The 12,367-nt window shown below is 71.6% G+C and carries 11 protein-coding genes; all 11 read left to right on the top strand.

Annotated elements, in window-relative coordinates; all coding sequences use genetic code 11:
- Window positions 1–194: 194 nt before the first annotated feature.
- The 11 genes from AC5L34_RS04555 to AC5L34_RS04505 all read left to right on the top strand — a co-directional run bounded on the left by AC5L34_RS04555 (window position 195) and on the right by AC5L34_RS04505 (window position 12,269).
- The gene (locus tag AC5L34_RS04555; RefSeq protein WP_494823844.1) at window positions 195–2,039 is read left to right on the top strand and encodes an FG-GAP-like repeat-containing protein; all 1,845 of its coding nucleotides are present in this window, start codon (window positions 195–197) and stop codon (window positions 2,037–2,039) included.
- Between the two features lie 140 nt (window positions 2,040–2,179).
- Window positions 2,180–3,370 (top strand): cyclic dehypoxanthinyl futalosine synthase, encoded by a 1,191-nt coding sequence (gene mqnC / locus AC5L34_RS04550; protein ID WP_441173545.1) that lies wholly within the window; start codon window positions 2,180–2,182, stop codon window positions 3,368–3,370.
- 344 nt (window positions 3,371–3,714) lie between these two features.
- Window positions 3,715–4,920 (top strand): LPXTG cell wall anchor domain-containing protein, encoded by a 1,206-nt coding sequence (locus AC5L34_RS04545; protein ID WP_441173544.1) that lies wholly within the window; start codon window positions 3,715–3,717, stop codon window positions 4,918–4,920.
- A 222-nt stretch (window positions 4,921–5,142) separates the two neighbouring features.
- Complete coding sequence (locus AC5L34_RS04540) at window positions 5,143–6,393, top strand: LPXTG cell wall anchor domain-containing protein (protein WP_441173543.1); 1,251 nt, start codon at window positions 5,143–5,145, stop codon at window positions 6,391–6,393.
- 138 nt (window positions 6,394–6,531) lie between these two features.
- Complete coding sequence (locus AC5L34_RS04535) at window positions 6,532–7,242, top strand: demethylmenaquinone methyltransferase (RefSeq protein WP_441173542.1); 711 nt, start codon at window positions 6,532–6,534, stop codon at window positions 7,240–7,242.
- A 65-nt stretch (window positions 7,243–7,307) separates the two neighbouring features.
- Entirely contained in the window at window positions 7,308–7,538 is a 231-nt protein-coding gene (locus AC5L34_RS04530) for a hypothetical protein (protein ID WP_357716702.1), read from the top strand.
- 148 nt (window positions 7,539–7,686) lie between these two features.
- Window positions 7,687–8,964 carry a geranylgeranyl reductase family protein gene (locus AC5L34_RS04525; protein ID WP_357716699.1) on the top strand — a complete coding sequence of 426 codons (1,278 nt, stop codon included), beginning with the start codon at window positions 7,687–7,689 and terminating at the stop codon, window positions 8,962–8,964.
- Between the two features lie 191 nt (window positions 8,965–9,155).
- On the top strand, window positions 9,156–9,521 hold the full coding sequence (locus AC5L34_RS04520) for an NADH-quinone oxidoreductase subunit A (protein ID WP_089002434.1): 366 nt from the start codon (window positions 9,156–9,158) through the stop codon (window positions 9,519–9,521).
- A gap of 14 nt (window positions 9,522–9,535) precedes the next feature.
- Window positions 9,536–10,213 (top strand): NuoB/complex I 20 kDa subunit family protein, encoded by a 678-nt coding sequence (locus AC5L34_RS04515; RefSeq protein WP_089002433.1) that lies wholly within the window; start codon window positions 9,536–9,538, stop codon window positions 10,211–10,213.
- Window positions 10,210–10,947, top strand: coding sequence for an NADH-quinone oxidoreductase subunit C (locus AC5L34_RS04510; protein ID WP_441173541.1), 738 nt, complete (start codon window positions 10,210–10,212; stop codon window positions 10,945–10,947). Before AC5L34_RS04515 ends, AC5L34_RS04510 begins: the two co-directional genes overlap by 4 nt.
- The gene (locus AC5L34_RS04505; RefSeq protein WP_089002431.1) at window positions 10,944–12,269 is read left to right on the top strand and encodes an NADH-quinone oxidoreductase subunit D; all 1,326 of its coding nucleotides are present in this window, start codon (window positions 10,944–10,946) and stop codon (window positions 12,267–12,269) included. Before AC5L34_RS04510 ends, AC5L34_RS04505 begins: the two co-directional genes overlap by 4 nt.
- The last annotated feature ends 98 nt before the right edge of the window (window positions 12,270–12,367 follow it).

Below are 12,367 nucleotides of genomic sequence, written 5' to 3'. Positions count from 1 at the left end.
GTTCGATAGGTCTGCCGGGAGGGCCTGATCGCGGCGGTCGAGCGGGACGGTGCGGCGACCGTCCAACATCTATATTCCAGTCCGTCACTGGCAGGTGACGCGGCTGACCGGTGCGCCCGGGCGGATCGGCGGGTCGAGATGGCCGGTGCCGAACGCGAGCGGCCGGCCGCCGTGCCCCGAGGAATGGAGTGTCGATGGATCAGCAGGTACGACGACGGCGAAGAGCCCTCGTCATCGGTGTCGCCGCCGCGTTGACGGCGGGTGCCGTCGCGGCCGTGCCGGCCCGGGCGGTCAGCGGGGGCAGCCCGGTCACCGACAGCGCGTACGCCTTCGCGGCGAAGGTCGTCTTCGGCGAGGTGCGTGCGTGTTCCGGGGCGCTGGTCGCGCCGCAGTGGGTGTTGACGGCCCGCTCCTGCCTGGCCGACGCGGGGCAGCCCCCGGTCGCGGGCGCGCCGGCGCAGCCCACCACGGTCACGGTGGGCCGGTTGGACCTCACCACGAACGACGGCCGCGCGCAGCGTGCCAACCGGGTGGTGCCGCACCCGGACCGGAACCTCGCGCTGCTCCGGCTCACGGTGCCGGTGACCGGCGTGCCCCCGGTCGCGATCGCCACCGGGGCACCCGTGCCGGGCGAGACGTTGCAGGCGCTCGGCTTCGGCCGTACCGCCACCGAGTGGGTGCCCGACAGGTTGCACGGCGCGCCGGTCACGGTCGGCGCCGTCTCGGCCACCTCGGTCGCGATCAGCAACGAGCAGGGTGGGCCCACCACCTGCAAGGGCGACGCCGGAGGGCCGGCGGTACGCGTGGTGGGCGGGCGCCCCGAGCTGGCCGCCGTGCACGACGCCTCCTGGCAGGGCGGCTGCCTCGCCGAGACGGAGACCCGGCGCGACGCCACCGAGACCCGCATCGACGACCTGGCCGGCTGGATCCGCCAGCACACGCCGGCCAACTGCAACGCCGGTGGGGCGAGTCACGGTTCGGCCGACCAGGCGGGTGTGGTGATCCTGGGCGACTGGACCGGCGACTGCCGCAGCGACGCGCTCGCCCAGCTCGCCGACGGCCGGCTGCGGGCGTACCGGTCGAGCGGCGACCTCTCGGGCACCGCCCCGCTCTTCCCGTCGCCCTACCGCTACGTGGGGACGAACTGGGGCGGGGCGAACCGGCCGCGGGCACTCACCGGGGACTTCACCGGCGATGGCCGGGCGGACATCATCGCGCAGAGTGGCGACGGCACCCTGACCGCCTGGGAGTCGACCGGCGACCTATCCGCCGACTACCGGCTCTTCGCCGGAGCGTCCGCGATCGTCGGCACCGCCTTCGTCAGCGGTTCGATCCCCCGCCTCATCCCGGGCGACTTCAACGGCGACGGTCGCACCGACCTCCTCGGGCAGCTGCTCAACGGCACCCTGCGGGTCTGGACGTCGACGGGCGACCTGTCGGCCGACGCCCGGATGTTCGCCGGGGCGACGAGGGACGTCGGCACCGGGTTCACCACCACGGCCGTGCCGCGGATCCTGACCGGCGACTTCAACGGCGACGGGATGACCGACCTGATCGCGCAGTACGCCGACGGCACCATGAAGGGCTACCCGTCCAGCGGGGACCTCTCCGCCAATTCGAAGCTCTTCCCGGCGACCGCCGAGGCGAAGGTCGTCGGCACCGGTTGGCGGAGTTCCTCGATCACCCGGGCGCTGCCCGCCGACATCGACGGCGACGGCACCACCGACCTGGTCGCCCAGCTCGCGGACGGACGGCTGCGGGCGTACCGGTCGTCGGGTGCGATGACCGGCGGGGGGCTGCTGTTCCCCGGGCCGTACCCGTACGTGGGCACGAACTGGGGCACGACGAACCGGCCCCGCATCCTCGTCGGGGACCTCACCGGCGACGGCCGCACCGATCTGATCGGCCAGGACGCCGCCGGCGTCATGCTGGGCTTCCAGTCGACCGGGGACCTGAGTGGCGACTACAAGCTGTACGCCACCAGCGCCAGCGCGGTGGGCAGCGGCTGGACGGCCAGCAGCATTCCGCGCGTCTTCTGACCGCGGGGTGCGGCGCCGTCCGACGACGGGCGGCGCCGCGCCGCCGGCCAGGGTGAACGCCGTCACACCCGACGGGCCGTCGGGCGGGCTGTACGGCGGCCATCGGCCGGCCGCCCGGGCGGGCGACGTAGGCTCGGGGGGTGAGTGTGAGCCGGGAGATCGACGACATCCTGCAGCGCGGCGCGGACGGCGGGCGGATCACGCCCGAGGAGGCCCTGCTGCTCTACACCGAGGCGCCGTTGCACGCCCTGGGCGAGGCCGCCGACGCGGTGCGCCGACGCCGCTACCCGGACAACGTCGTCACGTACCTGATCGACCGCAACATCAACTACACCAACGTCTGCGTGACGGCGTGCAAGTTCTGCGCGTTCTACCGGGCCCCGAAGCACCGGGAGGGCTGGACCCACCCGACCGAGGAGATCCTGCGCCGCTGCGGCGAGGCGGTCGAGCTGGGCGCCACCCAGGTCATGCTCCAGGGCGGGCACCACCCGGACTACGGCGTGGAGTACTACGAGGAGCTGTTCTCCTCGGTCAAGAAGGCCTACCCGCAGCTCGCCATCCACTCGATCGGCCCCAGCGAGATCCTGCACATGGCCAAGGTCTCCGGCGTCAGCCTCGACGAGGCCATCGCCCGGATCAAGACGGCCGGGCTGGACTCGATCGCCGGCGCCGGCGCCGAGATGCTGCCCGCCCGCCCGCGCAAGGCCATCGCGCCGCTGAAGGAGTCGGGCGAGCGCTGGCTGGAGGTCATGGAACTGGCGCACCGGCAGGGCGTCGAGTCGACCGCCACCATGATGATGGGCACCGGCGAGACCGCCGCCGAGCGGATCGAGCACCTGCGGATGATCCGCGACGTGCAGGACCGCACGAAGGGCTTCCGGGCGTTCATCCCGTGGACGTACCAGCCGGAGAACAACCACCTCAAGGGCCGTACGCAGGCGACCACGCTGGAGTACCTGCGGCTGGTCGCGGTGGCCCGGCTCTTCTTCGAGACGGTGCCGCACCTGCAGGCGTCCTGGCTGACCACCGGCAAGGACGTCGGGCAGCTCGCCCTGCACATGGGCGTGGACGACCTCGGCTCGATCATGCTGGAGGAGAACGTCATCTCCTCCGCCGGCGCGCGGCACCGCTCCAACCTGCACGAGCTGATCGGCATGATCCGCTCGGCGGACCGGATCCCCGCCCAGCGCGACACCCTCTACAACCGGCTGGCCGTGCACCACACCCCGGCCGACGACCCGACCGACGAGCGGGTGGTCTCGCACTTCTCCTCGATCGCCATGCCGGGCGGCGGCGCCGGGAAGCCCCTGCCGCTGGTCGACGCCCGCTGACGCGCTCACCCGTACGACCCCGGCACCCCATCGTCGTCCCCGGCGGTGGGGTGTCGTCGTACGCGGGCCCTGCGTGGAGCGCCGCCGTACGGAGAGTGATCGTCGGCGGCCTCGCCGGCTGGCCGATCGGGTGAATTCCCGTGGACCGTTGATCTCGATTGGGTTGCCGTTCGGAGTCGGCCGCGAGGTGGTCTGGGCAGCAAGACATATCAATCCGGGCATTCCTTAAGTGATTCTTAGCCCGGCTGTTCAACGCGCCCGACCTTGGGGGTGGCGAGCGTGATCGCTTACCGCTAACGTCCCCGGCCGTACCTTTCCTTCACCCCAACGGGGGGACCCTTTCCATGATCTTCCGTAACCGTTCGCTGGCGCGTATCGGCGCCGGCGCGCTGCTCGCCTCCGGCGCGTTGACCGCTCTCGGTAGCCCGGCCCAGGCCTCGGGCACGGAGACGGACCTCGCGATCGAGGTGGCCGGAACGCGGGTCGCCGCCAACGCGCAGGGCAAGTTCGCCTACGCCAAGGTGACCAACACCGGCAAGAACACCCCGAGCGAGCTGGCCGTGCGGGTGGACGTTTCCAAGGTCGACTTCGACAAGGTCGCCGCCGTGCCGGCCGTCGAGGACGGCTGCGACGTGGAGCTCGCCGGGGAGAAGCCGACCGCGTTCATCTGCTACGCGACGGAGAAGGGCCTGCCGGGCCCGGGCGAGACCACGGACCTGCCGGTCGTCCTGTTCAAGTTCGAGGGCACCGGCACCTACCAGGCGCCCCTCTCCTTCAAGCTCGTCTCGAAGGACGACACCAACGCGGCGAACAACTCCAAGACCGCCACGCTGGACTTCTCGGACGCCAGCGGGCCGGACCTCTCGGTCGTCGCCGAGGACGTCAAGCAGGCCGTCAAGATCGTCGACGGGAACCCGGTCTACTCCGGCGACCTGCACGCGGGCAGCCGCTCGGCGCTGACCTACTTCATCACCAACCAGGGTGACAAGGCCGCCGCCGGCCTGAAGATCAGCGTCAAGCTGCCCAAGGGCGTCACCCCGACGGAGGTGGAGCCCGGCTGCGAGTACTCGGCCGACAAGTCCACCTTCACCTGCACCTACGCCAACTTCGGGCTGATCCCGCAGGACGAGGACACCAACGCCGAGGACAAGCTCTACTCGGCCTACGGCTTCTACCACCTGTTCGACGTGGCGGCGGACGTGAAGCCGGGCGCCCTCAAGGGCGGTCTGGTCAGCGTCGAGCCGGTCGGCTCCGAGCCCACCCGGGCGCGGACGGCCGCGGTCACCCTGCCGGAGAACGTCACCGGCCTGCAGGCCTCCGACGTGGACGCCACCGACAACTCCGACGGCTACGCCGTGATCGTCGCGGCCAAGGGCGGCGCGGGCGGCGGCGGTGACGACGACGGCGGCCTGCCGGTCACCGGCGCGCAGACCACGCTGATCGGCGGCATCGGCGGCGCGGTGCTGGTCGCGGGCGCGGCCATGTTCATGGTGGCGCGGCGTCGTCGGGTCGTCCTGGTGACCCCGGGCGACGAGAAGCCGACGGCCTGACGGTCGTCCTCCATCGACCCGCGAGGGTCGTTCACATAACGCACGGCAGCGGGGGCGGGATGGGTGACCATCCCGCCCCCGCTGTGCGTCGGGCCGTCCGTCCGGATCGGCCGGACGGACGGACGAAACACGTTCTCCCTGCTGGCGCGCCGCATCGACCTCCGATAGCGTCCGCCCGGGTTCCGCAACCATCCGTTTCTTCCCTAACCCCCCGGGGGACCGATGACCCTGTTCCATCGCTCGGCCCTGGCCCGCGCCGGTGCCGTGGCACTTCTCGCGGCGGGCGGCCTGACCGCCGTCGCCGTTCCCGCCCAGGCCGCCGACGGGCCGGACCTGGCCGTGATCCCGATCAGCACCCAGCTCGCGAAGGGTGTCGACGCGGCCCGGAGCAAGCCGTTCAAGTTCACCGTCACCAACGCCGGCACGGCCACGGCGGAGGACGTCTCGTACCGGGTGAACACTCGGGACCTCAAGAAGAAGCGCGTCGGCTTCCTGGTGCCCGAGGGCTGCCGTGCCATCGACAGCTACCTCTACCAGTGTGCCCTCGGCGACCTGCCCGCCGGCACCAGCAAGGACTTCGGCGTCCCGCTGTTTAGCACGGGAGGCCGGGGCGACGGCGGCACGCTGGTCGTCGGCGTCGCCACCGCGACGCCCGAGAGCGACCTCGGCGACGAGGTCGTCGAGGTGCCGGTCACCGTGACGAAGCCCGGCTACGACCTCACCGCCTGGGTGCAGGACGTCCAGGCAGGCGTCGTGGTCAACGGCGCGGTGGCCGACGAGCCGGACCTCAAGCCGGTGCGTAGGGGCGAGACCGTGCCGCTGGACTGGGCGGTCTACAACGACGGCAGCCGGCCCGCCACCGGCGTCTTCTACGGCATCACCCTCCCGCCCGGTGTGAGCTTCGTGACGTTGCCGCAGGGCTGCGTCCAGCAGGTGTTCCTCGGCAAGGAGCAGGCGTTCTGCGAGGACGCCGGCGCGATCATCCGCCGGGGGCAGTACTACACCGCCGACGTGACGGTGAAGGTGGGCGACGACGTCACCGAGCCGGTGTTGCGCGAGGGCGACCTCTTCGCGTACGGGCTGGACGCCGCCGAGGGCGAGCCGGAGGAGGAGCCGCGGGTGGCCGGCCAGGCGCAGCGGAAGGCCTTCTCCGAGGTCGACATCAGCGACAACCACACGATCTTCGAGGCCTTCGTCGACCTGTCCGCGCAGCCGAGCCCGACCCCGACGCCGACCCCGACGGTGGCGCCCACGGCCACCCCGACCGGCGTACCCACGGCGGGCCCGACCACCACCCCCGGCACCGGTGGCGGTGGCGGGGGCGACGGCGGGCTGCCGGTGACCGGCGTGCAGGCGGGGCTGATCGGCGGCATCGGCGCGGCCGTGCTGCTGGCCGGCGGCGCGCTGCTGCTGCTCTCCCGGCGGCGCAAGGTCGTCCTGGTGGCGCCCGGCGACGAGAAGTCGACCGACTGACGTGCGACGACACGGGGGCGGGGTGGGCGACCACCCCGCCCCCGCGGCGTACCCGGGCGTCGGCGCGTCGAGCAGCGGCCCGCGCCGCGGGGACGACCCACCGGGCGTACCGGCGGGCGGGGCTGGCAGAGTGGAGGGGTGAGCCGTACCCCGCAGGGCCAGCGCGCCAGCCTGGACAAGCAGCCGCACGAGGTCGCCGCGATGTTCGACGGCGTGGCGGCTCGCTACGACCTGACCAACACCGTCCTCTCCTTCGGGCAGGACCGGTTCTGGCGGCGGGCCACCCGCGCCGCGCTCGACCTGCGGCCGGGTGAGCGGGTGCTCGACGTGGGCGCCGGCACCGGTGTCTCCACCGAGGAGTTGGCCCAGTCGGGCGCGTACGCGGTGGGCGCCGACCTGTCCCTGGGCATGCTGCGCGTCGGCAAGCGCACCCGCCCCCGGGTGCCGCTGCTGGCCGGGGACGCGTTGAAGCTGCCCTTCGCCGACGCCAGCTTCGACGCGGTGACCATCTCCTTCGCGCTGCGCAACGTGAACGACACCGACGCCGCCCTGCGGGAGTTGGCCCGGGTCACCAGGCCGGGCGGCCGACTGGTGGTGTGCGAGTTCAGCACCCCGGTGAACCCGGCGTTCCGCACGGTCTACCTGTCGTACCTGATGCGTTCGCTGCCGAGCGTGGCCCGCGCCGTCTCCAGCAACCCCGACGCGTACGTCTACCTGGCCGAGTCGATCCGGGCGTGGCCCGACCAGCCGGCCCTGGCCGCGCGGATCGGTGCGGCGGGCTGGGGCAGGGTGGCCTGGCGCAACCTGAGCGGCGGGATCGCGGCGCTGCACCGGGCCGTCCGCGAATAGGCCGATCTGGCGGGATTTCCGCAAGTATCCCTTTTTGCTCCACTTTGTTCCGTAAGCTCGCCCCCATGACGGGACCAGACCAGGCGGTCGGCGCGGAGGCCACCGACGACGACGCGGCCGAACTCATCGCCCAGCTCAAGGAGCTGGCCGGCGCGGATCCCGCCGACGTCCGTCAGGTGGTGGTCGAGGTGCTGGCGGCCCTGGACCGCGCGGCCGGGGGCGCGCTGCGCGAGCACCTGCCGGAGACGATCCGGCACGACGCCGGCCTCGACCCGGCGACCGCCGCCCGGCGCTGACGCCCCGCCCGGCACCCCGGCCCCGACCTCGGCGGACGTGTCCCGGGCAACTTAGGTACCCCTGATCCGGCGTGGTCATGACGTCGGTCATAGACTCCCTCCGTCTGGCTTGTGAAGCATTTCACGAGCATGCGGGAGGAGGCGCGGGATGGCCGCGGTGGAACATGACGCCGACGTGATCGTCGTGGGCGCCGGTCCCGGTGGGTCGGCTACCGCGTACCACCTGGCTCGGCACGGCGTACGGGTGCTGCTGCTGGAGAAGACCGAGTTCCCCCGGGAGAAGGTCTGCGGCGACGGGCTGACCCCGCGCGCGGTGCGGCAGCTGATCCGGATGGGCGTGGACACCTCGCCCGAGGCGGGCTGGCTGCACAACCGCGGTCTGCGGGTGATCGGCGGCGGCGTCCGGCTGGAGCTGGACTGGCCCGACCTGGCGAGCTTCCCCAACTACGGCCTGGTGCGCACCCGGCTCGACTTCGACGACCTGCTCGCCCGGCGTGCCGTCGAGGCCGGCGCGAAGCTGCGTACCGGCGTGAACGTCACCGGCCCGGTGCTGGGCCCGGACGGCCGGGTGACCGGCGTGGAGGCGGAGGTCGGCCCCGGCAAGGAGCCCGCCACCTTCCACGCGCCGCTGGTCGTCGCCGCCGACGGCGTCTCCGGCCGCTTCCCGCTCGCCCTCGGGCTGGCCAAGCGCGAGGACCGGCCGATCGGCGTCGCCGTCCGGCGTTACTACCGCTCGCCGGCCAAGCACGACGACAACTACCTGGAGTCCTGGCTGGAACTGCGCAGCAAGGACAGCGGCGACAACCTGCTGCCCGGCTACGGCTGGATCTTCGGGCTGGGCGACGGCCGGGTCAACGTCGGCCTCGGCGTGCTCAACTCGTCGTCCGCGTTCGGCAAGACCAACTACCGTCGGCTGCTCACCGACTGGCTGGCCAACACGCCGGCCGACTGGGGCATGACCGACGAGGCGAACGCGGAGGGCCCGATCCTCGGCGCCGCGCTCCCCATGGGCTTCAACCGGGTGCCGCATTACACCCGGGGCGTGATGCTGGTCGGCGACTCCGGCGGCATGGTCAACCCGTTCAACGGCGAGGGCATCGCGTACGCGATGGAGTCCGGCGAGCTGGCCGCGGAGATCGCCGTCCAGGCGCTCGCGCGCCCCGCCGGCGCGGACCGGGAACGGGCCCTGGCGGCGTACTCGACGGAGCTGAAGGCCCGCTTCGGCGGCTACTACCGGCTCGGCGGCATCTTCGTGAAGCTCATCGGCCGTCCCGAGATCATGCGGATGGCCACGAAGCACGGCATGCCGCACCCGATGCTGATGCGCTTCGTGCTGAAGCTGCTGGCCAACCTGACCGACCCCCGGGACGGGGACGCCATGGACCGCGTCATCAACGCGATGACGAGAGTGGCGCCGGCCGTGTAGCACTCAGTGATCGTGCGAGCCCCCGCGGTCGCGAACGAAGGCAGACGCGTGTGACGGCCCCGTCCACGGTCGGCGACGGGCGCGGGCGCGGACATGGGAGATCGACCCCCGCCGACAACCGTCGCGAGGGACGTGAATAGTGTGATTTTTGACAAGGACCAGGGGCAGGGAAGGACGAGCAGGAGAAAACGATGTCGCTCTCGCCTTACGCACCGATCATCGGGCTGTTCGCCCTCGCCACGGGCTTCGCGCTGTTCTCCGTGGCCGCTGCCCGCTTCGCCGGTCCCCGGCGCTACAACAAGGCCAAGCTCGAGGCGTACGAGTGCGGCATCGAGCCCAGCCCGCAGCCGGTCGGCGGTGGCCGGTTCCCGATCAAGTTCTACCTGACGGCGATGCTCTTCATCGTCTTCGACATCGAGATCATCTTCCTCTACCCCTGGGCGGTCTCCTTCGACGCCCTGCCGATCTTCGGCTTCGTGGAGATGGTCCTGTTCATCGTCGCGGTCTTCGTCGCATACGCCTACGTCTGGCGGCGCGGCGGCCTGGACTGGGACTGAGGGAGGAACCTCAGATGGGTATCGAGGAGAAGCTCCCCGCCGGTGTCCTGCTCACCTCGGTGGAGAAGCTGGTCAACTGGTCGCGCAAGACGTCGGTCTGGGGTGCGACCTTCGGCCTGGCCTGCTGCGCGATCGAGATGATGGCCGCGGGTGGCCCGCACTACGACATGGGCCGCTGGGGCATGGAGGTCTTCCGGGCCTCGCCCCGGCAGGCCGACCTGATGATCGTGGCCGGCCGGGTCAGCCAGAAGATGGCCCCGGTGCTGCGCCAGATCTACGACCAGATGGCGGAGCCCCGCTGGGTCATCTCGATGGGCGTCTGCGCCAGCAGCGGCGGCATGTTCAACAACTACGCCATCGTGCAGGGCGTCGACCACATCGTCCCGGTCGACATGTACCTGCCCGGCTGCCCGCCCCGGCCCGAGATGCTCATCGACGCGGTCCTCAAGCTGCGCGAGAAGATCGGGCACGAGCCGCTCGGCCCGAACGGCCGCAAGATGCTCGAGGCACGCCAGGCCCGCGGCGACGTCCCGGTCGTCCCCTACGGCTCGATGCCGTCGTCGTACCGCAGCGACAAGGCCCGGCGGGCCGAGTGGACCAAGGCGGTCCGTGAGGGCCGCGAGGAGCAGCTGCGGATCGAGAACTGGATGAAGGCCCAGAACCACCTGCAGCACGGGGGTGTCCAGAAGTGACCGCGCCTCAGGACAGGCAAGACGACGGCGGCGTACCGGTGCCGGTCACGCCGGCCGGCGCCAGCAGCACCGCGCCCGCCGAGTACCCCCCGGCCAGCCCGGCCGGCCGGGGCATGTTCGGCAACCAGGGCTCCGGCGACGTGTCCGGCTTCGGCGGCCTCGTCCGCCAGCGCCGCACCATCGAGGACGCCCCCCGGCCCTACGGGGGCTACTTCGACGAGGTCCGCGACGCGCTGGAGGAGGCGTACCCGGACTTCGCCGACGCCGTCGAGAAGGTCGTGGTCGACCGGGGCGAGCTGACGCTGCACATCCGCCCCGAGCGGATCGCCGAGGTCTGCCAGGTGATGCGCGACGACATGGCGCTCCGCTTCGAGCTCTGCTCCTCGGTCTCCGGGGTCGACTACCTCGGGGCCGACGCCCGCCGCCTGCACGTCGTCTACCAGCTCACCTCGATGACCTACCGCCGCACGGTGCGGCTGGAGGCCGCGGTCTCCGCCGAGGACCCGCACCTGCCGAGCGTCACGTCGGTCTACCCGACGGCGGACTGGCAGGAGCGCGAGGCGTACGACATGTTCGGCATCGTCTTCGACGGTCACCCCAACCTGACCCGGATCCTCATGCCGGACGACTGGGAGGGGCACCCGCAGCGCAAGGACTACCCCCTCGGCGGCGTGCCCGTCGAGTACAAGGGCGCTGAGATCCCGCCGCCGGACCGGAGGAGGTCCTACCAGTGACCACGTCGAACTACGCCAGCGAGCGCGACACCACCGAGGGCAAGGTCTTCACCGTCACCGGTGGCGACTGGGACAGCGTCGTCTCGGGCACCGACCCGATCAACGACGAGCGCATCGTCGTCAACATGGGTCCGCAGCACCCGTCGACGCACGGCGTGCTCCGGCTGGTCCTGGAGCTGGAGGGCGAGACGGTCCGCGAGGCCCGCTCGGTCGTCGGCTACCTGCACACCGGCATCGAGAAGAACCTCGAATACCGCAACTGGGTCCAGGGCAGCACCTTCGTGACCCGGATGGACTACCTCGCCCCGATCTTCAACGAGACCGGGTACGCGCTCGCGGTGGAGAAGCTGCTCGGGATCTCCGAGCAGATCACCGAGCGGGCGAACACCATCCGGGTCCTCATGATGGAGCTGAACCGGATCTCCTCGCACCTGGTCTGGGTGGCCACCACGGCCATGGAACTGGGCGCGATCAACATGATGCTCTACGGCTTCCGCGAGCGTGAGTACGTCCTGGAGATCTTCGAGATCATCACCGGCCTGCGGATGAACCACGCGTACGTCCGGCCGGGCGGCGTGGCGCAGGACGTGCCGGACGAGGCGATCGTCAAGATCCGTGAGTTCCTGAAGCTGATGCCGAAGCGGCTCAAGGAGTACGAGAACCTCCTCTCCGGGCAGCCCATCTGGCTCGAGCGGACGCAGAACGTCGCGGTGCTCGACGTGACCGGCTGCCTCGCGCTGGGCGTGACCGGCCCGGTGCTGCGCTCCGCCGGCCTCGCCTGGGACCTGCGCAAGACCATGCCGTACTGCGGCTACGAGACGTACGAGTTCGACGTGCCGACGCACACCGACGGCGACGTGTGGGGCCGCTACCTGGTCCGGCTCGCCGAGATCCGGGAGTCGCTCAAGCTCGTCGAGCAGGCGTTGGACCGGCTCCGGCCGGGCCCGGTGATGGTGGCCGACAAGAAGATCGCCTGGCCGGCGCAGCTCGCCATCGGCGTCGACGGCATGGGCAACTCGCTGGAGCACGTCGCGAAGATCATGGGTCAGTCGATGGAGTCGCTGATCCACCACTTCAAGCTCGTCACCGAGGGCTTCCGGGTGCCGCCGGGGCAGGTCTACGTCGGCATCGAGTCGCCCCGCGGCGAGCTGGGCGTGCACGCCGTCTCCGACGGTGGCACCCGGCCGTACCGGGTGCACTACCGGGAGCCGAGCTTCGTCAACCTCCAGGCCCTCCCGGCGATGGCCGAGGGCGGCCTGATCGCCGACGTGATCGCCGGCGGCGCCTCGCTGGACCCCGTCATGGGTGGGTGTGACAGGTGAGCGCGAGGAGTGAGCTTGCGAGCCCCAGTCGCCCGCGCGAGGAGAGAGCGGAGCGAGCCCCGCAGTCGCGGGCAGAGGCGTGCCCGGTCGCGAACGGA

Source organism: Micromonospora sp. ZG13 (assembly GCF_059359355.1).
Note: the sequence above shows the minus strand (reverse complement) of the source record. Positions and strands in the feature narration are given on the sequence as shown.

Excerpts from the sequence above, each read along its gene's own strand:
- AC5L34_RS04515 (WP_089002433.1), top strand. The coding sequence starts at position 9,536 with ATGGGTATCGAGGAGAAGCTCCCCGCCGGTGTCCTGCTCACCTCGGTG.
- AC5L34_RS04540 (WP_441173543.1), top strand. The coding sequence starts at position 5,143 with ATGACCCTGTTCCATCGCTCGGCCCTGGCCCGCGCCGGTGCCGTGGCA.
- AC5L34_RS04545 (WP_441173544.1), top strand. The coding sequence starts at position 3,715 with ATGATCTTCCGTAACCGTTCGCTGGCGCGTATCGGCGCCGGCGCGCTG.
- AC5L34_RS04530 (WP_357716702.1), top strand. The coding sequence starts at position 7,308 with ATGACGGGACCAGACCAGGCGGTCGGCGCGGAGGCCACCGACGACGAC.
- AC5L34_RS04525 (WP_357716699.1), top strand. The coding sequence starts at position 7,687 with ATGGCCGCGGTGGAACATGACGCCGACGTGATCGTCGTGGGCGCCGGT.
- AC5L34_RS04520 (WP_089002434.1), top strand. The coding sequence starts at position 9,156 with ATGTCGCTCTCGCCTTACGCACCGATCATCGGGCTGTTCGCCCTCGCC.
- AC5L34_RS04555 (WP_494823844.1), top strand. The coding sequence starts at position 195 with ATGGATCAGCAGGTACGACGACGGCGAAGAGCCCTCGTCATCGGTGTC.